At 43.5% G+C, this 24,239-nt stretch carries 18 protein-coding genes; 8 read left to right on the forward strand and 10 right to left on the reverse strand.

Going from position 1 to position 24,239, the window contains the following annotated elements; translation table 11 throughout:
• Nucleotides 1-13 precede the first annotated feature (13 nt).
• The 9 genes from H8S65_RS01795 to H8S65_RS01835 form a co-directional block, all read right to left on the reverse strand.
• Nucleotides 14-730 carry a porin family protein gene (locus H8S65_RS01795; protein WP_186928252.1) on the reverse strand — a complete coding sequence of 239 codons (717 nt, stop codon included), beginning with the start codon at nucleotides 728-730 and terminating at the stop codon, nucleotides 14-16.
• A 217-nt stretch (nucleotides 731-947) separates the two neighbouring features.
• Nucleotides 948-1,457 (reverse strand): hypothetical protein, encoded by a 510-nt coding sequence (locus tag H8S65_RS01800; RefSeq protein WP_186928253.1) that lies wholly within the window; start codon nucleotides 1,455-1,457, stop codon nucleotides 948-950.
• A 376-nt stretch (nucleotides 1,458-1,833) separates the two neighbouring features.
• Nucleotides 1,834-2,331 carry a hypothetical protein gene (locus tag H8S65_RS01805; protein WP_186928254.1) on the reverse strand — a complete coding sequence of 166 codons (498 nt, stop codon included), beginning with the start codon at nucleotides 2,329-2,331 and terminating at the stop codon, nucleotides 1,834-1,836.
• A gap of 378 nt (nucleotides 2,332-2,709) precedes the next feature.
• Complete coding sequence (locus H8S65_RS01810) at nucleotides 2,710-3,246, reverse strand: hypothetical protein (protein ID WP_186928255.1); 537 nt, start codon at nucleotides 3,244-3,246, stop codon at nucleotides 2,710-2,712.
• Nucleotides 3,247-3,258: 12 nt separating this feature from the next.
• Nucleotides 3,259-3,510 (reverse strand): hypothetical protein, encoded by a 252-nt coding sequence (locus tag H8S65_RS01815; RefSeq protein ID WP_147380301.1) that lies wholly within the window; start codon nucleotides 3,508-3,510, stop codon nucleotides 3,259-3,261.
• 114 nt (nucleotides 3,511-3,624) lie between these two features.
• Nucleotides 3,625-4,134, reverse strand: a complete 510-nt coding sequence (locus H8S65_RS01820) for a hypothetical protein (RefSeq protein WP_186928256.1) — start codon at nucleotides 4,132-4,134, stop codon at nucleotides 3,625-3,627.
• Nucleotides 4,135-4,366: 232 nt separating this feature from the next.
• Complete coding sequence (locus tag H8S65_RS01825) at nucleotides 4,367-5,395, reverse strand: hypothetical protein (protein ID WP_186928257.1); 1,029 nt, start codon at nucleotides 5,393-5,395, stop codon at nucleotides 4,367-4,369.
• A 176-nt stretch (nucleotides 5,396-5,571) separates the two neighbouring features.
• Nucleotides 5,572-7,080 (reverse strand): RagB/SusD family nutrient uptake outer membrane protein, encoded by a 1,509-nt coding sequence (locus H8S65_RS01830; RefSeq protein WP_186928258.1) that lies wholly within the window; start codon nucleotides 7,078-7,080, stop codon nucleotides 5,572-5,574.
• Between the two features lie 22 nt (nucleotides 7,081-7,102).
• Nucleotides 7,103-10,060, reverse strand: a complete 2,958-nt coding sequence (locus tag H8S65_RS01835) for a SusC/RagA family TonB-linked outer membrane protein (protein WP_186928359.1) — start codon at nucleotides 10,058-10,060, stop codon at nucleotides 7,103-7,105.
• Nucleotides 10,061-10,973: 913 nt separating this feature from the next.
• Between H8S65_RS01835 and H8S65_RS01840 the strand changes: the two genes are divergently transcribed.
• From H8S65_RS01840 to H8S65_RS01875, 8 genes are all read left to right on the forward strand, one after another.
• On the forward strand, nucleotides 10,974-11,567 hold the full coding sequence (locus H8S65_RS01840; RefSeq protein ID WP_186928259.1) for an HU family DNA-binding protein: 594 nt from the start codon (nucleotides 10,974-10,976) through the stop codon (nucleotides 11,565-11,567).
• A 41-nt stretch (nucleotides 11,568-11,608) separates the two neighbouring features.
• Nucleotides 11,609-13,330 carry an ATP-binding protein gene (locus H8S65_RS01845; RefSeq protein WP_186928260.1) on the forward strand — a complete coding sequence of 574 codons (1,722 nt, stop codon included), beginning with the start codon at nucleotides 11,609-11,611 and terminating at the stop codon, nucleotides 13,328-13,330.
• 85 nt (nucleotides 13,331-13,415) lie between these two features.
• Nucleotides 13,416-14,273 carry an AAA family ATPase gene (locus tag H8S65_RS01850; protein ID WP_186928261.1) on the forward strand — a complete coding sequence of 286 codons (858 nt, stop codon included), beginning with the start codon at nucleotides 13,416-13,418 and terminating at the stop codon, nucleotides 14,271-14,273.
• 17 nt (nucleotides 14,274-14,290) lie between these two features.
• On the forward strand, nucleotides 14,291-15,490 hold the full coding sequence (locus tag H8S65_RS01855; RefSeq protein ID WP_186928262.1) for a lipoprotein N-acyltransferase Lnb domain-containing protein: 1,200 nt from the start codon (nucleotides 14,291-14,293) through the stop codon (nucleotides 15,488-15,490).
• Nucleotides 15,463-17,064, forward strand: coding sequence for an alkaline phosphatase family protein (locus H8S65_RS01860; RefSeq protein WP_186928263.1), 1,602 nt, complete (start codon nucleotides 15,463-15,465; stop codon nucleotides 17,062-17,064). The genes H8S65_RS01855 and H8S65_RS01860 overlap by 28 nt, the downstream gene beginning before the upstream one ends.
• A 110-nt stretch (nucleotides 17,065-17,174) precedes the next feature.
• Nucleotides 17,175-20,528: a preprotein translocase subunit SecA gene (secA, locus tag H8S65_RS01865; RefSeq protein WP_186928264.1), complete on the forward strand. Its 3,354-nt coding sequence runs from the start codon at nucleotides 17,175-17,177 to the stop codon at nucleotides 20,526-20,528.
• 167 nt (nucleotides 20,529-20,695) lie between these two features.
• Entirely contained in the window at nucleotides 20,696-21,799 is a 1,104-nt protein-coding gene (ald, locus tag H8S65_RS01870) for an alanine dehydrogenase (protein WP_186928265.1), read from the forward strand.
• Between the two features lie 171 nt (nucleotides 21,800-21,970).
• Nucleotides 21,971-22,705 carry a tetratricopeptide repeat protein gene (locus H8S65_RS01875; protein WP_186928266.1) on the forward strand — a complete coding sequence of 245 codons (735 nt, stop codon included), beginning with the start codon at nucleotides 21,971-21,973 and terminating at the stop codon, nucleotides 22,703-22,705.
• Between the two features lie 221 nt (nucleotides 22,706-22,926).
• On the opposite strand, the gene H8S65_RS01880 is transcribed toward H8S65_RS01875, so the two are convergent.
• On the reverse strand, nucleotides 22,927-24,228 hold the full coding sequence (locus tag H8S65_RS01880) for a sensor histidine kinase (protein WP_186928267.1): 1,302 nt from the start codon (nucleotides 24,226-24,228) through the stop codon (nucleotides 22,927-22,929).
• Nucleotides 24,229-24,239: the final 11 nt, after the last annotated feature.

The following is a 24,239-nucleotide window of genomic DNA, read 5'->3' on the forward strand; positions in this document are numbered from 1 at the left end:
TTTATAAAAGAAGTTAAAATCTGTACCCGACCGTGACAAATGCAGATACATTTTTAGCGGCAAAACCGCCTAAACCCACAAGCTCCGCAATATCCTTGAGTTCGTCATTCACATTAACCAAGCCTAACTGACCTTCCAAGCCCAGCATAACATTTCGATTCTCATAAGTAATTCCTAAACCGACTCCGGCATCAAAACGTTTATTGCCCATTTTTCCATCAGCCAGGTCCCCAAATGTATCCAGTTTATATTTTCCTCCAAACGTTTCATAGCCGGTCATTGTCGGATACTTTTTCTCGACTATATCTGCCGACGTTTTACCGCCTACGCCATAAGCCACATAGGGACCCACAGCAATGACCAGGTTGGATGTTTCCGTAAGATCCAGCCGAGCCGCCATCATAACCGGAAGTTCCAGATAAAGTTGATTCATCGTTAGTTTTCCAACGCCTTCCTCCTCATCTTTACAGCCTTTCGATACAAAGTTCAAAGAGGGTTGCAACGCCCAAGTTCCATTAAACGCATATTCCATGCCAACACCGACCTTATAGGCAAACTTGGTCTTTGCATCCGCATTCTTCCCCCACAAACCAGCAATACCGGCTCCTGCTTTTACCTGAAAGGAGACAGGCGATTGCGCCCGGACTTCCTTTCCCCAGGCCAACGTCAGGAGACATACACTAAAAATGAGCAACTTTGTTATCTGTAAAAATCGATTGTTTGTATTCATATCTTGTCTTCTTTTTCTTTATAAGAAACTTGGATCAACAGGAAATATTGTTTTTTTCTTTCCCTATTTAGAAACTATTTTGTCTAACGACTATGGATTACTCTAAATCACCAATTGATATACACATCATTTAGTCTACATATACCAATAATAATTGGAGCTATTATCTAATCTACAAGAATATAGATGATACTGCCGTTTACAAAAAAAGAGAGATTCAATACAAATCGAAACGTTGTACTTCAAGATCAACACACCCATCCGCAATAATCTCTTCTTTTTCATCCACAAGATAATACGGAACAGCTCCTTCGAAAGAAACCTGATCGAATCCACTGGCAATTCTTCCTTCACAATTATAAGGTATTACATGAGTTGAATCCGGTTTGATAATTTTCTTCCTACTCACTGTTATATCTACTCCGATTACACTTATCGGGATTCTATTTGTAGAAATCTTACTCTGATCAGCATAATCATATACAAACAAACAGGGCGTAGTACCTTGAAATAAAATAATATCATGTTTGTATTTATTTTTCATCTTTAATGTCAACATCTTTGTCTGTTTATCATAAGATTGGCTGACACGTAAAGTACCTTGCAAATCATAACCGGTCTTTTTAACGTCCAAATCCCTCAATTTATATCCTGTTTGACCATAGCAAGTTGTCACAATTAATAAACAAACGGATAATAGCGCTTGAAATAACACTTGAGTTTTCATGACTTATTGATTTTAATGTTTATAATGTTTTAAGGAATAATCATATAGCGTTTCTTGTTTCCATAGCATATACAGTCTCTCAAGAGCATATTTTTCGGAAACCGAAGGATTCAAACGTATTTCTGCACTATATGCATTTACCTCGTTTTTATAATATTCAGGACAAAGCAGATTTATAATCTTACCCTCATCACCATTGATAAATCCCATAGGATTCGTGATTCCGGCATAGCCATACTTTATTTGAAAAATAATTGAGTCTGTGTCGAATAAGGAATAGGGATATTAAAACCAATACCCTACCTTATTCGACATATTCGCGTATATATGAACTGAAACATCATTCTTTCAGACCAACAAAAAAAGAGATTCAAGACTACAGATCGAAACGTTGTTCCTCGAGCCAAACATCCCCAACCGCAATAACCTCTTCTTTTTCATTCACAAGAAAATACGGAACAATTCCTTCGAAAGAAACCTGATCGAATCCTTCGGCAATTATTCCTTCACAATTATAAGGTATTACATGAGTTGAATCCGGTTTGATGATTTTCTTCTTGCTCACTGTTATATCTACTCCGATTATACTTATCGGGGTACTGATTCTTTTTATAGGATATTCACGTACATACAAATGGAACGCAGTACTACTTTGAAATAAAAAGATGTCATGTTTGTATTCATTTTTCATCTTTAATGTCAACATCTTTGTCTGTTTATCATAAGATTGGCTGACACGTAAAGTACCTTGTAAATCATAACCGGTCTTTTTCACTTTCAAATCTTCCAATTTATATCCCGTTTGACCGTAACAAGTTGTCGCAATTAATAAACAAACGGATAATAGCGCTTGAAATAGCACTTGAGTTTTCATGATTTATTGATTTTAATGTTTATAATGTTTTAAGGAATAATCATATAGCGTTTCTTGTTTCCATAGCATATACAGTCTCTCAAGAGCATATTTTTCGGAAACCGAAGGATTCAAACGTATTTCTGCACTATATGCATTTATCTCGTTTTTATAATATTCAGGACAAAGCAGATTTTCAATCTTAGCCTCATTATCATTGATAAAGGTCATAGGATTCGTGATACCGTCAAATCCATACTTTAATTTAAAGAATAATTGAGTCTGTGCCGAATAAGGGATAGGGATATTAAAACCAATACCCTACCTTATTCGACATATTCGCGTATATATGAGCTGAAACATCATTCTTTCAGACCAACAAGAAAGAGAGATTCTAAGTTACAGATCGAAACGATTTTCCTCTAACCTAAAACTACCAATCGCAATAATCTCCTCTTTTTCATCCACAAGAAAATACGGAACAGTTCCTTCGAAAGAAACCTGATCGAATCCACTGGCAATCATTCCTTCACAATTATAAGGTATTACATGAGTTGAATCCGGTTTGATGATTTTCTTTCTTATTATCACGTCCCCAGATATACTTATAGGAATTCTATTTGCTGGAAATTGTTCCTGATCAGCATAATCGCATACGAATAAATGGGACGTAATACTTTGATATAAGAAGACATCATGTTTATATTCATTTTTCATCTTTAATGTCAATATTTTATTTTTTTTATCATATGATTGACTAATCCGTAAAGTGCCTTGTACATCATAATCAGTCTTTTTAACATCCAAATCCACCAATTTATATTTTGTTTGACCATTACAGAATGTTTTATATCTTGTTTGACCGTAACTTGAGTTTGCTACAGATAGAAATAAACAAACAGATAATAGAACCTGAAATAATACATGAGTTTTCATAAGATTCCAATTTTAATATTTATAATACTTTAAAGAATAATTATATAGAGCTTCTTGTTTCCACAACATATACAGTCTCTCAAGAGCATATTTTTCGGAAACCGAAGGATTCAAACGTATTTCTGCACTATATGCATTTACCTCGTTTTTATAATATTCAGGACAAAGCAGATTTTCAATCTTACCCTTATCACCATTGATAAAGGTCATAGGATTCGTGATTCCGGCATAGCCATACTTTATTTGAAGAATAATTGAGTCCATGCCGAATAAGGAATAGGGCTATTAAAACCAATACCCTAAACCTTATTCGACATATTCTTTTATATATGAGCTGAAACATCATTCTTTCAGACCAACAAAAAAAGAGATTCAAGACTACAGATCGAAACGTTGTTCCTCAAGATCAACACACCCATTCGCAATAACCTCTTCTTTTTCATCCACAAGATGATACAGAACATATCCTTCGAAAGAAACCTGATCGAATCCTCTGGCAATCATCCCTTTACAATTATAAGGTATTACATGAGTTGAATCCGGTTTGATGATTTTCTTCTTGCTCACTGTTATATCTACTCCGATTATACTTATCGGGGTACTATTTGTAGGAAACTTTCTCTGATCAGCATATTCAGATACAAACAAATGGGGCGAAGTACTACTTTGAAATAAAAAGATGTCATGTTTGTATTCATTTTTCATCTTTAATGCCAACATCTTTGTCTGTTTATCATAAGATTGGCTGACACGTAAAGTACCTTGCAAATCATAACCGGTCTTTTCCACTTTCAAATCTTCCAATTTATATCCCGTTTGACCGTAACAAGTTGTCACAATTAATAAACAAACGGATAATAGCGCTTGAAATAACACTTGAGTTTTCATGACTTATTGATTTTAATGTTTATAATGTTTTAAGGAATAATCATATAGCGTTTCTTGTCTCCAAAGCATATACAGTCTCTCAAGAACATATTTTTCGGAAACCGAAGGATTCAACCGTATTTCTGCACTATATGCATTTATCTCGTTTTTATAATATTCAGGACAAAGCAGATTTTTAATCATAGATTCATCACCATTGATAATGGTCATAGGATTCGTGATGCCGTCAAATTCATACTTTATGTTCCGGAGGTATTTGGAGATAATACGGCGGAACAAGAGGCATTTTAGTCTCACTTGACCATGCCACATCATGATTACAATGATAGGCTTCATGATAAAGAATAGACATTTGATCTTGATATTCATAATTAAAAAACTTATAACAAAGGATGATTTTCTTTCTTCCGGTTTCCTTATCAACTTCAACTTTGGCATTACTTGTGCACACACCCTCCACAAGCACAATATCCACATCATCTATCCCGCAAGCCAACTCCTTCATTCTTTTCTTTATATCCGGAATCTTTTGGATCAAGTTTGCCTGGGTAATGGAACCGGGAGGAGGATTGTTGCTTCCATCTCCGCCACCTCCACCTCCGATCCCCGTTTCTCCTCCGATGATCGGGTCGGTATCTGTATAATCTATGGTTTCCGAGATCCAAACCGTTCGTTCCTTACAATATAAACCACGGGAGACTTCAATGTCATTCCACTCTATGATCCCATAATGGCAATCATAGTATTCTTTCCCCCAAGCACGGGTTTGAGGCGGATCTTCGAACTTAAGTTCTCCTGCCGATTCGTCTCCAAAGATATTGTAACTCAACTCGTCGAAGACAAAATCCTGTTGGTAAGCACGAATCTGTTCATTCTCACGTGTAATCGTCCGGTATCGAAGCGTATCCCCCTGTATATCAAAAAACCAAATCGTATGAATGATATTCGGGATTTCTTCCTTATAAACCGGAACAAGATAAGAGATGTCCCTTTCCTCTTCTCCCATAGGCAATGCATATTGCCACAAGGGAGTTCCATACAACCGGGTAAATCTGTCAAAAAAAGGAGTGATACTGTCGACGTGCTGCATGGCAGCTTGGATCAACAACAGATTCTCGTCAAGTTCGGACACCGATTTAGTCATGAAAAGAGAAGCCGAAGCCTCTTCATCCGGTCCAACGACCAGCAAATCGTCTTGGCAGGCAGAAAGAGAGGCAAGGACAAAGAAGATAATTACTTGCAATATTCGAGCCCGTTTCATACATAGTACATTAAAAAATTTATTTCAGTTAACGTAACAAGACTGACGTCTATATGAGAGGACTTACCGTTCTTTCAAACGATAAACAGGAGCCGGTTTCGGTTTGGAAAGCAGGGAATGGCGAAATTCACATTCAGCCATTCCCCTATAGTTATTTATGTGTGTTTATAAAAAGGTTAATAACCTTCATTCTGTTGTCCTTTGATCTGCGGGTTGGAGTCGATTTCATCTTTCGGGATCGGCCATACCCACATGTGGTCGTCCGCTGATTTGACCATATCCGTACCCAAAGCCGGCAGATAAGACTGAACCTGCGCTTCGCTCGTAGAACGGTTCAGCCCCTTCTTCCAACGTTTCATGTTAAAGATATGGGGATCTTCGCCGAACAATTCGCGGACATATTCATCCTGAATCTCTTTCATCAAAGCATCGCCACTATACGCCTTGTCGTTCCATCCTTTGATACGGGCAGCTTTCAATTCGTTCAATATTTCGGACGCATTGGCTGCATCACCGGACATAGCGTATGCTTCTGCCGCTATCAGATACATTTCAGAGATACGAAATGCTTTCGTCTTATTGACATTAGAGCTCTTCCCGTCATAAAAATCAGGATTTCCCGGCCATTTTTTACAATAAGTAAGCATAAAATCGCTCACAGACTGAGCGTCGATCGAATCATAAGTAAAGTAAGCATCATAACGAATGTCATTATCCTGATCATACAACCCTAATACCGTTTTAGTCGGTATGTAAGAAGGACGAGGCAAAACATCAATAATTCCGCTAAAAGCACTACCCAACGAATTCGGACACTCTTCCTGCCCTTTAATCATGGCGAACTGCCAGATTGCCTCCGTACCGTTGTCATGCACCCACATATCCGCATAGGCATCGGCATCTGTCATCAAAGGATATGTCCCGCTATCGATCAATGAAGTCGCAGCGGAAATCGCGCTCGGATAATCTTCCTTCTCAAGAGCCACACGAGCTTTCAGAGCTTTGACGACATCTTTCGTGATATAAGCTGAATTCTGTTCTCCGGCAGTTATCACCAATTCTTCCGCCTTGGCCAAATCATCATCTATTTGTGCAAAGGTTTCAGCCAAAGAACTCCGTTCCGGATAGCTGGCATCATTAGAGGAAGGATTGTATTCGTAAACCAAAGGCACACCATAATCGCTGGTAGCCGTAGAAGCCTCGTAGCTTTTACAGAAATGACGCGCTAACTCGAAATAGGCAAACGCACGCGAAAAATAAGCATGCCCCATATAAAGGCGAACCGATGCCCGATCCGCATCCGACAGCGTATTGGCGTCCAGCAAAGCCTGTGCTCCCTTCAACAAGACATTGGCATTAGCAATATAATTATAGTTATTGCTCCAGCATCCCGAAAAAGCGCCATCCGTAATCGTAAATTCCCAACGGTAAAAAGCTCCGTATGTATTTCCGTAATCGGCAGTGGCGGTTATCAAGCCAGACTGAACCAAGGCATCCATTGCATACGTGTTTTGCAAATATGAACGCCACTCCGCATGAAACAAATTACTGTATTTCTGACAGTCCAAGACGGATTGGACCGATTCATTCGTCGCAATAGAAGTTTCCGACGTCAGATCCATGTCGCAAGCAGTAAAAGCCGCACAGCAACAGGCAAACAAAGACAATATAGTTTTCTTTTTCATATTTCTGTTCTTTTTTAATTAATTAGAATGTAAACTCAGCTCCGAACGAGAATTGACGGGTATTCGGATATTTACCTAACTGCAAATTCGAATCGACTTCCGGGTCAGCACCTTGGTATTTTGTTGCAGTCAACAAGTTACGTCCGACAGCAAAGACTCTTAGCCCCCGGATAAAGCCTGTTTTTCTCAACATACTTTGTGGCAGATTATAACCGATAGTCAAGCTTTTCAAACGCAAGAAAGAAGCATTCTCCAATAAATGCGTGTCGAAATATCTCGGAGAATTAACAGCTGCAATATTCGTGATCTGCCCCGGAGTAGTCCACATGTTTTGCATTTCAACAGTTTGGTTCAATTGACCTACAAAATTCGGATTTTCAACGAAGTAACGGTCATTGTCAATCATATACTTACCCAACATGAAAGAGAAATCGGCGTTCACACTGAAGCCTTTCCAATCGAAACGTGTACTGAAACCGCCTGACCACGGAGCATATTGTTGTTTTCCTGTATATGCTGCATTATTTTCATCATATACTTTCGTCTCATTTCCATCCTTGTCCAACCAGATTTGCTGTCCGTCCTGCGGATCGACACCTACCCATCTAACATAATAGAATTCTCCGTAAGGCTTTCCCACCTCATATTTCAAACCGGTGTTTGCCACAACATATTCATCACGTCCTCCAAATAATTCCGTTATTTCGTTTTTGTTGTAGTTAATATTGGCCGATACACTCCAAAACATGTCTTTATTGGATATAATATCGTAAGAAGCGGACAACTCAACACCTCTGTTAAACATACTACCGATGTTTCCCCAACCGGAACCATGTCCTGTTGTATAAGAGAACGGAATCGTCATCAACATATCCTGCGTCACTTTATTATAAAAATCAAAGTCAATGTTCAATCGATTGAAGAAACAAGAGTTAAATCCGATATTCAACGTCTTTTGCTTTTCCCAAGTCAAATCATCATTTTGCACGGAAGAAATGGCAAAATACTGCCCTCCGTTATAATTGCCCGTACCGATCAGACCTAAGGCCGGATAATAAGGATCACCTTCAAAAGCCGAGTTACCGGTTGTTCCGTAACTTGCCTTCACACGCAGATCTGACAACCAATCAACATCAGAAAGGAATCCTTCTTTCTTCATATTCCACATCGCTCCTACAGAGAAGAATGAAGCCCAACGATTATTAACACCGAACAAGGAAGAACCGTCTGTACGATAAGAAGCGTCCAAATAATACTTCTCATCAAAATTATATTCGGCACGGGCAAAGAAAGAATTCATCACTTTCTTTTTCAAATCAGCACTCGGCTTTTTATACGTTGTACCATGACTTACCAATGTCAAGCGATCATCTGTAATCCCATCTACGCTTGTACCGAAAGAACTGCCATCATAAATAATAGATTCCTGACCGATGAGGGCTGTGAAATTATGCAATTTGTTGATCTCAAACTTATATTCAGCGGTATTCGTTAAAGTAAAAGAAGAATAACGCTGGAAAGTTTCAGCAGCCGAACCCGAATAATTATTATATTTGGCAGGATTATTTCTATAACGATATCTATAATCGAAAGCATCCATAGCCTGAGAAGCACGTAGTGTCAGCCCCTTTATCGGAGTTATTTCTTCAAACATATTCCCGAAAAGACGGATCTTATTTTTTTCCGTCGGCTGGTTTTCTAATAAATAATATGGATTCCACAATCCCAAAACATCTAACAAATCTTTGCGCTTTCCATATGAAATACTACCGTCCGCATTTTCTAACACTTCATACGGAGTTTCGAACGGGAAAGCCCAACGGCTCAATGTCGACACATTATACCAGCTATTCCCTGTTCCGGCAAATCCATTAGTTTCCCAGTCTTCATAAGACAAACCTAAATTCACACCAACACGCAACCAATCGAAAACCTTCGTATCCAGATTACTGCGCAATGTCTCGCGGCGCATTCCCGAAGCAGGCTCCACACCATCGGCATCATAATGGCTGGCAGAAATAAAATAATTCGTTTTGTTGGCCATCCCGGAAATACTTGCATCCAATTGCCAAGTCGGTGCATTATCTTTCAGAAAATAGTCTTTCCAGTCCGTCGAGATCCCTAAACGCATTGCATTTTCAATTTGGGAAAAATCAGCATTCGGATTAATTGTTTTCCATAAATTATAATATTGCGTCGTATTCATCATCTCTGATGTCGGCAATGCTGGTTGAGAAAATCCATATTGTCCTTTTACCATCACGGTCGGCTTCGAACCTCTTCCTCGTTTACTCGTAATCACAACCACACCGTTTGCTGCACGCGAACCGTAGATAGAAGTTGAAGAAGCATCTTTCAGAATCGTCACATTTTCGATATCGCTCGGATTCAAAGCAGTGAACACGCCACTTGATATCGGGGAGCCATCCAAGATAAACAACGGTTCCGTTGAAGAGTTGATAGATCCGACACCACGCATACGCATGGACACATTTTCACTCGGTTCGCCCGAAGAGGTAAAGACCTGCAAACCGGCGACCTGTCCTTGTAGAGCATCTGCAAAGTTCGCACTTGGGCGGTTCGAAATTCTTTCCGATTTAACAGAGGCTACTGATCCGACCATCGAACCTAATTTTTTTGCAGAACCGTAAGTCCCGGTAATTAATACTTCATCCAACATTTCAGACGATGTTCTCATCCGAATAGTCAAATTGGGTTTAATTCTCACGATTTGTGCCTCCATACCGACGTATGACACTTCCAATTCTTTCGCAGAACCGGGAACATTATTCAAACTAAAAAAACCATCTGCATCAGTCACAGTTCCAATGTTTGTCCCCTTCACCATTACAGTCGCACCAATAACCGCTTCTCCATCCTCTTCCGACAAGACTTTCCCTGTCACTTTGGATACTTGAGCCATTACCATACCTATACCTATTATACAACAGGTAAGCAACAACAACATTCTTCTTTTCATCATAATTACACATTTAGATTTATTGTATAAGTTCATTAGACTATTTAGTTCTGGTAGAACTAATAGTTTTTTGGGGATGAACCTATATTCAACATGGACATAAGCATGTGTAAATAAGATTATTACATTTAAAATAACATAAGAACTAAAACGTTATGATTTTTAATTACAAGTGTTAAAAATATTGATTCATACTACAGTCTTTTTATGCATCTGATTGTAGGATGACAGTTATAATATAAGGCATTGACTTAATATTCAAAACTATGTTATACGACATATCCATATGCAAATTTGAACATAATTTGATTTTTATAAATAATACATTTGTATATTTGCACCCAAATAAAAACATAGTTCTACCAGAACTACGTCATATCTATTTTATTCAGCGGTTAAAGAATAGAGGAAGAAAGAGATTAGCGCGCTATTTGTCTATTTATAAATCAATTATATGAAATAAATTTTATTAACAAATAAAAACATAAACCAAACAACAAACATAGTATAATACTCTAATAGGCTTATACCATTACAGTTATTCACATATCGTAAAGTGATACCCTTTTCAAACGGTAGAAATAAATTAAACTTCTACCATATAACGCCATCCAGCTTTTGCCTAAAAGGAGACAGGCGATTGTGGCTAAACTTCCTTTCCTTAGCCATACACAATCTTTTCTTAAAATAACCCCCAACTCCTGAACATTTTCCCCCGATCTGTCGTATATTTGTAGCTCAACGATCTGCCTGTCGACAATTGTCAGCAAGCCTGCCGATAATTGTCGACAAGTTTGCCGACAGTTGTCAACAGGCCTGCCGACGGTTATCGACAAACGATTACCCGGAGGGAAAAACAAAACAGCCGGAGGATATTTCCGATTATCTGCCGGGTAATTAAACAATAGAAGCAATGGCAATTAAATTCAGCGTACACAAAACTCCGCAACCGAACGACAGGAAGGGGAAACAACTTACACACGCACGGGCAATCGCGCGCAGTACACAAAAAATGGACGATATCTGCGCTTTGGTCTGCGAACGGGGCTCTATCTCGTCGGCCGACGTCAAAGCCGTGCTCGACTCCTTCGTCTGGGTAATCGGGCATTCGCTCAAATACGGGGACAATGTTGAACTGGAAGGCTTGGGGCACTTCTCCCCTTCCCTGCGCACGCAGAAATTGCCTGACGGCAGGTCGGTCGTAAGTCTTGACAACGTGAACTTCCGTTGCTCGGAAAAGCTGAAGAACGAGTTGAAATCCGCTCAGTTGGAAAAGATAAAAACAGCTACTTGCTATATGCCGGAGGAGCGCAAAACAAGGATGCTGGACTATCTGCAGCGCAATGAAAGCATCACGACGATCACATACACGAAATTGAACGCCTGCTCCCGCTACCAGGCGACAGCCGACCTGAAAAAATATGTCGAAGAAGGATTGCTATATCGTGTAGGGGGCAGCACGCATGTGACTTATTTGCTGGCGGAAAATCCGGAAAAAGAGATATAATTGCGTATATTTGTCAAGATATCAATCATTTATCAAAGGAGATGGAGAATAAAATCAAATATAAGATTCCGTATGCGGTAATGAACTTCGCTAAAATACGTGAAGACAATTATTATTTCGTAGACAAGACAAACTACATTGCAGAACTCGAAAAATACGAAGTACCGGTCTTCCTGCGCCCCCGCCGGTTTGGAAAAAGTTTGTTTTGCACGATGCTCGATTATTATTACGACCTGAACGAAGCGCATCGTTTCGAGCGGCTGTTCGGCGATACCTGGATCGGGCAGCATCCTACCGGACGGCAGAATCGTTACATGGTGCTGCACTTGGATTTCTCCATCGTTCCGATAGCTGATAACCTGGAAGACCTCGAACAAAACTTCAATGATATCATTTCACCTTATATGGCCGGTTTCGTGCAAGTATACGGGAAATACATGAAAGGTTTCGAGTTCAGCAATCCCAAAAATGCGACGGTCCAATTCTCCAATATACTGGAATATGTGCAGCGAAACAATCTTCCGCCTGTCTACGTTATTATAGATGAATATGACAATTTCACCAACCAGTTGATCACGACCAATAAAGATTCCCTTTACAACGAGCTGACAACCGGAGACAGCTTCCTGCGTACTTTCTTCAAAATCATCAAAGAGGGCGTAAAGACCCGAAGCGTCGGCGGCGTGTTCATCACCGGCGTGTTGCCGATCACGATGGATGACCTGACAAGCGGGTTCAATATTGCAGAAATGGTTACTTTGCAACCGAACTTAGTCAACATGCTCGGTTTTACCCATAAAGAAACGGAAGATTACTTGCAGACGATTTTCAGTGCGTACGGCTTCGATGAGAATTTACTGCCGGAAGTCCGCCAGATCATCCGCAACAACTACGACGGTTATCGCTTCCTGCCTGGGGCCGAACCGATCTACAACTCCACAATCCTGACCTATTTCTTAAAAGATTTCACGATCAACGGCGGAGTAATCCCCGACGAACTGATCGACGAAAACTTGCGGACGGATTTAGGTTGGATTCGGAAGCTCACATTGGGGCAAGAACGCGCCAAAGATATGCTTCACCGGCTCGTTTACAACGGGACGCTCAGCTATACGCGGGAGATGCTGAAAAGCAAATTCAGCCGGCAGCAGCTCTTTGAGAAAGAGTTCTATCCGATTTCGCTTTATTATCTGGGGATGACGACTTTGCACAATAACTTCCAGATGGTTTTGCCCAATAACACCATGCGAACCATCTTTACGGATTATTATAATACCATAAACGACTTACGGGGAACCGCCGACAAATATGTCGGTTTCTTCGAACAGTTTACGCATGATCATTCGATCGAAACACTGTTCAACGGATATTATCGAATTTATCTCGGCCAATTTGCCGCGCAGAGCTTTGACAAGATGAATGAGAATTTTATCCGCAACACGTTTTATGAATTATGCAATCGTTATCTGAGCAGCGATTACCTGTTTGCCCTGGAACAAAACTATCCGTCAGGACGGGCCGATTGGGAGATAACCGGACGTCCCGGAACGGCTTATCATAAAAACAAACAAATCGTTGAATTCAAATACTTCCCAGCAAAAGAGTCCAAGCGTATCCTGTCGCTCACAGAACCGTCGCTTGCCGATGCGGAACAGGTCAGCCGATACGCCGACGATGCACAAGAAATGTTCCCGGACTTCAAAATCCGGAAATATGTGATTTATATTGCAGGAAACAAAGGATATAAATTATGGGAAATATAGCCAGGATAAACTATCTTTGTAACCTTAGAGACAGACTAAACGGATATATGTAACCAGCTGTAACAACACAAAAGGACTATTTGACATGAACAGTTTAAGCATCAAGAATTACAAGAATCTGGAAGATATACAGATTAATAATCTTGGAACAGTAAATCTTATTGCCGGTGAAAACAACGTAGGCAAGTCTTCACTGTTGGAAGGGATTTCCATTCTCCAAGCCGGCGGGCGTATTGACTGGCTTAAACAATTGTTGAAGTTCAGAGGGGAAGGTGTCGACTTTCCGATATACAATAATGAAGAACGCATTCAGAAAGAGATGGAACGGTTTCTTTCTTTTGTTCCGGACTTCGATAAAAATAAGATGTTTAATTTAACGATTGAATTCAGTTGTTCCGAAAGCTCAAAAATATTTACAAGCAACCTAAAAAAAATAGCGCTCCGATTTGTCCATTTCACGGAAATGGAGATTTCCGAAAACGGGATAGATCGTACCATTCGCACGATCATCGAATCTGTTAACCCCTATGAGATATATGACAATCTGGGAATCGGGCTCGAAATAACATACGGTAACCAAAAAACAATTTATCCCTTTTATGGCGGCAGAAGCCGTTTTTTGCCAGAGACAACCATTTCCATGCAATATGTCAAAATGGGCGATACGAACAATGAAGACAACTCTTCCCTATTTGATCGTTTAGCATTAACACCGTTACAGAAAGACGTTATCTCCGCACTGCAAATTATAGAACCACGCATCAAGGATATTAATTTTCTAAAAGATGAAAAACGACGTTCATCAGCGAATGATGATGCACGCATCCCTTATGTCATCCTCGAAGGAGAAACCATACGGAGACGCTTAGGTTCAATGGGAGATGCGATAGCCAAAAGCTATTTGCAAGCAGATTCCGAAATGGGAATATCGTTCACGAACTGAATTAAAGACTTATTTACATGAAAAAATATATATTCCTACTCTTTCTACTCTTTATCTCCGTCTCCCTTCAAGCGCAATACCCGCTGCTCAGCAAAGATGCCGAGATCAGCTTATTGACCGTTTCGCCATCGGAAGACGAAGTGTATACGGTCTACGGGCATACGGCTTTACGGGTAAGAGATGCGTCAAAAAAGCTCGATACCGTATTTAATTACGGGATATTCGACTTCTCGAAGCCCAACTTTATCTACCGGTTTGCAAAAGGGGAAACCGATTACAGGCTGGCAGCGCAATATACGCGCGACTTCCTGATCGAATACGAGATGCGGGGGAGCGAAGTCACCGAACAAATCCTGGATATCGATTCCGCCGGAAAAGCACGGATATGGGAAGCCTTGATGATCAATAACCAGCCGGAGAACCGCGTGTACCGCTATAATTTCTTTTTCGACAATTGCGCAACACGACCTGCCGCCATCATAGAGAAGTATGCAGGAGGGAAAATCGATTATCACGCACCATTCGAACAGCAGACCTTCCGCGACCTCATCAACGATTGCACACGTAACAAACCGTGGCTTACGTTCGGGTGCGACCTGGCACTGGGCAACCCGACCGACCGGATCGCGACTCCCCATGAGATGATGTTCCTTCCGCCCTACCTGAAAGAAGCGTTCGGCACGGCAACCATTACCGGCGCAGACGGTTCCCGGAAGGAATTGGTAAGTTCAACCCAAACATTAATAAACGGGCTTACTGATGAGACAAAACCGGACACGGGCTTCTTTACACCGCTTGTTTGCTGTTGGGCCTTTTTTCTGGTCATACTGGCTGTCACGCTCATCGAATGGCGCCGCAAAAGCTATTTCAGGATTGTCGATTGCATCTTGTTTTTCATAGCTGGTATAGCAGGAGTCGTACTATTTTTCCTGAGCTTCGTTTCGACACATCCAGGCGTTTGCCCGAATTGGAATATCATCTGGTTACAACCTTTTGACTTAGCAGCTGTTATTTTGTTTGCAGTAAAAAAGTTAAGAAAGACCGCATATTATTATCATTTTATTAACTTTGCGGCGCTTACGCTAATGCTCGCTGGCTGGCATTTCATTCCGCAGCATTTAAATACAGCATTTATCCCGCTGGTAATGAGCCTTTGGCTACGTTCGGGATATGGCGTTTACAGAAAAATATGGAACATCGGGTACGAAAAATACTGACATCGCTCATCGCAATTCTGGCAGCAACCAATCTGGAGGCTCAACAAAGCACGCCCAAATTGGTCGTGTGCATCACCGTCGACCAGTTGCGGGGCGATTACATAGAATATTTTTACAACACATTCGGCGAACGCGGTTTCAAGCGGTTGATGAACGAAGGACTGGTGTATAACAACATCCGGTTCGAATTTTCCGACATCGACGAAGCCAGTGCCTTTGCCACCCTGTTCACCGGAAGCAATCCTAATTTCAGCGGGATATCGGGAAAGAATATCTACGATTTTGACAAGGAAAAGGAGGTTTCGGTCTTGTACGACCCGGACTATCTCGGCAACTATACGAAAGAGCATTATTCTCCCCGGAAACTGATCAGTTCCACGATCGGTGACGAACTGAAAATCGCTTCCAAAGGCAGAAGCGACGTATATGCCATCGCTCCCGACCCGGAAAGTGCGATCCTCTCTGCCGGACATGCGGCAAACGGCGCTTTCTGGATGGACGATTACAATGGCAAATGGGCGACGACGACCTACTACAAAGGGCTTCCCTGGTATGTGGATCGTTACAACAACGGCCCGGAATCCTTGTCGGCACGTCTGGAACAGATGATTTGGACGCCGTCCTTGTCACCGGATAAGTTCAACGCATTCCCGTACGTGTTAGATGAAATCCCTTTCAAATACACGTTCAAGGAAAATACGAACGAGTGTTTCTTCAACCTGAAGACCTCGCCCTTTATCAATAAGGAAGTCAACCGCCTGGCGCTTCAGTTCCTCGAATACGGGGCTTTCGGTACACGTTCCTGTCCGGATATGCTTGCCATCACTTATTATGCAGGTAACTATCGCGGCAATATGCACAAGGAATATACCCGCGAGATACAAGACACCTATTATCAATTGGATAAAGATCTGGAACAGTTGTTGGACAAGATCGACAAGAAAGTCGGGCTCGGCAACACGTTGATCGTCTTTACCGGTTCGGGATATTACAAGAGTGAAGAAGAATATCCAGACGGCATGCAACTGACGAATGGCGAGTTCCATCCGAAACGCTGCGTCGCCCTGCTTAATATGTATCTGATGGCACTTTACGGCCAGCATACGAGTTGGGTCAAAGGCTTCTATAACAACCAGATTTACCTGAACCGCAAAGCGATAGAAGATGCGAAGTTAGAACTGACCGTCATACAGGAGAAGGCAGCCGAATTCCTGCGCGAGTTCAGCGGCGTACAATTCGTTGCGACCGAGAACGTCCTCCGCACAGGCAACTGGAACGAAAAAACCTCCAAATACCTGCACGGCACGCATATTTCAAGCCGTGGCGACCTGATCATCGAGTTGCAGCCCGGATGGACCATCAACAACGACGACCCGAAAGCGAAAGTAAAAGTAATACGAAATAATGCTGTTATAACCCCGCTGGTGTTTATGGGCAACGGTATCAAGCCGGAACATATCTACCGCGAAGTAAAAGCCACAGAGGTAGCCCCTACGGTAACCCATGTGCTAAGGATCAGGCCACCCAATGCCAGCAATTCTCTGCCGTTGACAGAACTCACGATTCCGCGGTAGGAACGCAGGCGGTGCGTTTCTGCCACACCGCGCATTATACATATTATATATACCCACGGACGTACCGCCATACGTACCGACTGACAGAAAATAAATAAAACAAATATATCATGGGATTTAATGAATTTATGACGAAGCTGTTCGGCAATAAGTCGCAGCGTGACCTGAAAGAAATTACCCCGTATGTGGATAAGATCAAGGCCGTATATCCGTCAATCCAAAAGCTCTCGAACGACGAGCTTCGTGCAAAAACGGATGAAATCAAACAGCGTATCCAGGATTATGTAGCCGATGAACGCGCCCAAGTGGAAGAATTACGCAAAGGCATCGACGACAAGGAACTGGAAGAACGTGAAGCGATCTGGACCGAAGTAGACAAGATCGAAAAGAATATCACGGAAAAGATGGAAGTGGTACTGGAAGAATCCCTTCCCGAAGTATTCTCCATCATGAAGGATACGGCTCGCCGTTTCTCTGAAAACGAGACGATCGAAGTAACGGCCAATGACTTCGACCGTAACTTAGCTACCAAATACGACTTTGTGGAAATCGACGGAGACAAGGCTCTCTACCACAACCATTGGGTTGCAGGTGGTAACGAAATCACCTGGGATATGATCCACTACGACGTACAGTTGTTCGGTGGCGTCGTACTGCACAAAGGTAAGATTGCCGAAATGGCGACCGGTGAAGGTAAAACATTGGTGGCTACCCTGCCGGTATTCCTGAACGCTTTGACCCGTAACGGCGTGCACGTGGTAACCGTGAATGACTACCTGTCAAAACGTGACTCGGAATGGATGGGCCCATTGTATATGTTCCACGGGCTGTCGGTAGACTGTATCGACAAGCACCAACCTAACTCAGACGCCCGTCGTGCCGCCTACAATGCCGACATCACGTTCGGTACGAACAACGAATTCGGTTTCGACTACCTGCGTGATAATATGGCGATCAGCCCGAACGACTTGGTTCAGCGCAAGCACAACTATGCCATTGTCGATGAGGTCGACTCCGTGTTGATCGACGATGCCCGTACGCCATTGATTATTTCCGGCCCGATTCCCCGCGGCGAAGAACAGTTGTTCGAACAGTTCCGCCCGAACGTGGAAGTCGTGGTAAGCGCACAGAAAGACCTTTGTTCCAAGATGCTGATCGAAGCCAAGAAGAAAATGGCAAGCAGCGACCAGAAAGAGGTGGAAGAAGGTTCCGTCCAGCTGTACCGCTCCTTCAAGGGATATCCGCGCAACAAGGCGTTGATCAAATTCCTGAGCGAACAGGGGATAAAAGCCCAGATGCTGAAGACAGAAGAATACTTCATGTCCGAAAACATGCGCCACATGCACGAAGCGACAGACGAACTGTACTTCGTGATCGACGAAAAGAATAACAGTATCGAATTGACTGATAAAGGTATCGACCTGCTGACCGGCAAGACCGACGACCCGACTTTCTTCGTATTGCCCGATATCACTTCCCAGCTTTCCGAACTGGAACATATCCAGAACGAAGAAGAGAAACAAGCCAAGAAAGACGAATTGCTGGCCAACTACTCCGTCAAGAGCGAACGCGTACATACGATTAACCAGTTGCTGAAAGCTTACACCTTGTTCGAGAAAGACGACGAATATGTCGTGATGGACAACAAGGTCATGATCGTCGATGAACAGACGGGGCGTATCATGGACGGACGCCGCTACTCCGACGGTCTGCACCAGGCTATCGAAGCCAAGGAACGTGTGAAAGTAGAAGCCGCCACACAGACATTCGCGACGATCACCCTGCAGAACTATTTCCGTATGTATCACAAACTGTCAGGTATGACCGGTACGGCTGAAACGGAAGCCGGCGAATTCTGGGACATCTACAAACTGGATGTTGTCGTAATCCCGACAAACCGCCCGATCGCCCGTAACGATATGAACGACCGCATCTACAAGACAAAGCGTGAAAAATATAACGCCGTAATCGAAGAGATCGTCCAGTTGACCGAAGCAGGACGCCCGGTACTGGTAGGTACGACATCCGTCGAAATCTCCGAATTGTTGAGCCGTATGCTTACCATGCGTAAGATCAAACATAACGTATTGAACGCGAAGTTGCACCAGAAGGAAGCCGAGATCGTGGCCACTGCCGGACAGTCGGCTGCCGTAACGATCGCAACGAACATGGCCGGTCGTGGAACCGACATCAAGTTGTCCAAAGAAGTGAAGGAAGCCGGCGGTTTGGCCATTATCGGCACGGAACGTCACGAGAGCCGTCGTGTAGACCGCCAGTTGCGTGGTCGTGCCGGACGTCAGGGTGACCCGGGTTCTTCCGTATTCTTCGTTTCTCTGGAAGACGATTTGATGCGTCTGTTCGCATCCGAGAAGATCGCCGGACTGATGGACAAATTAGGCTTCAAGGAAGGCGAAGTATTGGAACACAGCATGCTGAGCAAGTCCGTAGAACGTGCACAGAAAAAGGTGGAAGAAAACAACTTCGGTATCCGTAAGCGTCTGTTGGAATACGACGATGTGATGAACTCGCAACGTAACGTAATCTACACCCGCCGCCGTCACGCCCTGATGGGAGAACGTATCGGCCTGGACGTGCTGAATACGATTTACGATACATCCGTTGCCATTGTAGACCAACATGCGGAAATCGACTATGAAGGCTTCAAGCTGGAATTGTTCAAGACATTCGCAATGGAATCTCCGTTCACGGAAGATGAATATAAGGCGATAAAATCCGACAAACTGTCCGACAGGCTGTTCGAAGAGGCTCTGCAACTGTTCAAACGCCGCATGGAACGAATGACGCAGGTAGCCAACCCGGTTATCAAGCAGGTTTACGAAAACCAAGGCGCCATGTATGAAAACATCATGATCCCTATCACGGATGGTAAACGTATGTATAATGTTTCCTGCAACCTGAAAGAGGCTTACGAAACGGAAAGCAAGGCCATCACGAAAGCATTCCAGAAATCGATCGTCCTGCACACCATCGACGAAGCCTGGAAAGAGCACCTGCGTGAAATGGACGAACTGCGCCACTCGGTACAGAACGCCAGCTATGAAAACAAAGATCCTCTGTTGATCTACAAGCTGGAATCGTACAACCTGTTCAAGAACATGGTGGATGTGATGAACCGTAAGACTGCTGCCGTCCTGATGCGTGGCCAGATCCCTGTCCGCGAAGAACCGACGGAAGAAGAAAAGCAGGCGATGGCCGCCCGCCAGGCAGCAATGGAAGAAGCCGCCCGCCAGAGCATCGCCATCCAGAAGGCCGAAGCAGAACGCCGTCAGGACATGAGCCGCTACCAGGCACAGAAAGCGGATCTCTCCGGCAATAATGCGATCGACACACGCGAAAAACAACGTCAGGAACCGGTCCGCGCCGAAAAACGCGTAGGCCGCAACGATCCTTGCCCTTGCGGAAGCGGAAAAAAATACAAGAACTGCCACGGACAAGGCTTATAATCCTGTCCGGTAAGAATAAAGTAAAGGCGGCCTTTTCGAGGCCGCCTTTTTTATTTGTCGGACGGCAATTATAAACATCCTTATTTTCAAAAAATAACGTTTACGAAATATCATTTTGTCATATTATTCGTATATTGTGGACCAATAATCCATTAAATACTAACAATATGATCATCGGAATTCCTAAAGAAATCAAGAACAATGAGAACCGCGTGGCACTTACGCCCGCCGGTGCAAAGGAGTTGGTAACACGAGGACACACCGTGTATGTGCAACATACAGCCGGTGAAAACAGTGGATTCCCGGATGCTGCCTATGAGGCGGCAGGTGCACAGATCCTCCCCACTATCGGAGATATTTATAAGATAGCCGAGATGATCGTAAAAGTAAAAGAGCCGATCGCAACCGAGTATCCGCTCGTGCGAAAAGGCCAGTTACTCTTCACCTATTTTCATTTTGCATCGGACGAAACGCTGACATTAGCGATGATGAAAAGCGGCTCTGTCTGCCTGGCATACGAGACGGTCGAGAATCCCGACGGCATACTTCCCCTCTTGATTCCCATGAGCGAAGTGGCCGGACGTATGTCTACGCAGGAAGGAGCCCGTTTCCTGGAAAAGCCCCAAGGAGGAAAAGGGATCCTGTTAGGCGGCGTTCCAGGCGTCAAACCGGCTAAAGTGCTCGTATTAGGCGGCGGCGTAGTCGGACACAGCGGTGCTTTAATGGCTGCCGGTATGGGCGCAGATGTCACAATAGCCGACATTTCTTTGCCGCGCCTGCGTTATCTGGACGAAGTAATGCCTGCCAATGTCAAGACTTTATATTCTTCCACCCACAACATTGAACAGGAACTGCCCGTAACAGACCTGGTGATCGGAGCCGTCCTGATACCGGGCGCCAAAGCGCCTCACCTGATTACCCGCGACATGCTCAGGTTGATGAAGAAAGGTAGCGTATTGGTAGACGTCGCTATCGACCAGGGCGGTTGTTTCGAGACCTCCCACCCGACGACCCACGCCGATCCGGTCTTTGAAGTAGACGGGATCGTACACTATTGTGTAGCCAATATTCCGGGAGCTGTCCCCCAAACCTCGACGCTTGCCCTCACCAACGCCACGCTTCCGTATGTGTTGAAATTGGCGGACAAAGGATGGAGACAGGCATGCGAAGACGACAAATCACTGGCACTCGGACTTAACATCGTGGAAGGAAACATCGTTTACCCGGCAGTAGCAGAGGCTTTTGAGTTGCCCTGTTATCCTGCCTTGTAGAACAGGACAGCCCCGTTCCCGTGCTTAACGGTTATGGTGTCAAGCACGGGAACGATCCATAAATTTCTCCCCTATATTCTTTATAAATCTAAAAAAACACAAAATCCTTTTGTCCCTTACACTACACTTACTACCTTAGTCGAACTAATTTAAATATTACATTTAATCACCATGAAGAAAATTATCTTATTACTGGCTTTTTGCCTGAGTGTAGGCAATTTATTCGCACAAGATGCAAACGCAGACAAACTGCGCGAAGAAGGAGACGCAGCCATGACTGCAAAAAACTATCCTGAAGTTGTAACGAAGTACAGCGAATACCTGAAACTTACGAACTATGAAGATGAAAGCCGCATTTTTAACTGCGCATTTGCTGCTTACAATGCTAAAAAGTATGACGATGCCATCAAGTTCTACGACATGGCTATCCAAAAAGGCTATAAAGCAGACGATGCTTATGTTGGAAAAGCAATGTCTTTGCGCAGCCAGGACAAAGCTGCCGATTTTACTGCTACAGTTGAAGCGGGTCTGAAAGCAAATGCTCAGAACGCAAACCTCGAAAAACTTTTGTATGCTTATTGCATGAAGAAAGGACAGGCAGCCCAGAAAGCAGGTAAGACAGACGAAGCGGAAGAACTGTTTAAAGACGTATTAGTTGTAGGTAACACCAAATATAAAGGTAACGCCTTGTACAGCCTCGGTGTTATGTTCTACAATGCAGGAGCAAAAATCCTGGCCGATGCCAACCCTATCGCGACATCCGATCCAGACAAATACGCTGCCGAAAAGAAAAAAGCAGATGCTCAAATGGCAAAAGCAAAAGGTTACCTGGAACAGGCAGTCGCTCTGAATGCAGCCGATGCCAACTCCAAAAAGATCCTGGATGCTATCAATGCTGCAAAATAAGCAAGGCAATATAACTCGACAAATAAAAAGAGGGCCGAAGCCCTCTTTTTTTATTTATACAAAAAATGAATATAAAGCCGTGCGACAAAGGTTCCGGCATAGTATCTGCCACGCTCGGAATAGCTATCGGTTGGTGTTTATTCAAATGTTAATCCTTTCCAAATCGTCCGGCACATAGACTATTCCGGTAAATGTCTGCGCAGCTTCACGTATATAAGATACTACTCGAACAAGATCCTGAACCGTGTCAGTCCGTCCGCATACGTCCTGAGAGAGAAGGAACAGTTGTGCTTTTGGAGCACTTCGCGGATAAAAATCAAGCCGATGCCCTGACCGCCGCGTTTGGTGGAAAAGAAGGGGCTAAACAGTTTGGCCTCCGTCTCCTTGTCAATTCCTTTCCCGGTGTCGGCGATTTCCAAGCAGACCGGATTACGGGAGGTACGGATATAAATCTCGCCATCATGGTCAATCGATTCGGAGGCGTTCTTGATGATGTTGACCAATACCTGTTCGAAGAGTGAATTGTCCAGATTGACAACCGGCGAAACGGGGTCCAGCTCCATCACGATCCGGATATTCCGGTTCAGGCAGATCGTTTCCATAAAACGCTTGCACGAAAAGACGACCGCATTCAGCGGTTGTGTCTTAGTTTGCGGCTCCGGTATACGGACCACGTCGGCAAAATTCGTGATAAAATGGCTCATACTGTAGCAACGCTCTATCGAAACACGCAGGACTTCACAGATATCTTCCGTGTCCTGCATCTCGCTGAAGGTCGCCTCAAGCGTGTCGAGTGTGGAAGTAATACCAGCAGTCGTGTTGTTCACCTCGTGGGCAATCATACGGATCACCTTCTCGTACGCTTTCTTTTCGGCTTTAAAGACTTCCTGCGTCAGCATTTCCACCAAGTAGAACGAATGATGGAAACCACGATCCACAAACGACGAATGCGTACATTTATATATATTGGCATCGTTCAGGCGAACCGTCTGCGAATCATACAAGGGGATCGATTCCAACTCCGCCGCCAAAGGCGAATCCAATTCCGGCAGGTGCTTTCCCACGATATCCGGCAAGGAGGGGATTCCCAGCATCTTATGAGCCGCCGGATTGACGGAGAGCACTTCCTTATCGAGATTCAGCATAATCACCCCCATCGGCGAAGCGTTGATCAGCAAGTCCAGGAAATGGTTCTGTTCCCTTAAATGCAAGCGTTCGTTCTTCAATTGCTCCATCATCTTGTTGAAAATATCGACAATGCGATCCGCCTCCTTCTGTCCCACACGGCTCAGGCGGGAACTGAAATCCTGCTCCTTCAACAGTTCCATACCGTTACCAATAATATTAAGAGGCTTGATGATACGACTATAGAACACAAGCAGATAGATGATCGTCAAGATCACGATCCCTTCCACGAAGAAGAACATGAAGGACGATTCCGTATAGAAAGCATGATAGGTAATGATCGCCAATACAGACAACAGCAATGCAGACAATATCCAAAACAGTCCTCTTATTCTCATCAGCCCAACGA

The sequence above is a fragment of the Parabacteroides hominis genome, assembly GCF_014287585.1.
GTDB classification, from domain to species: Bacteria; Bacteroidota; Bacteroidia; order Bacteroidales; family Tannerellaceae; genus Parabacteroides; species Parabacteroides hominis.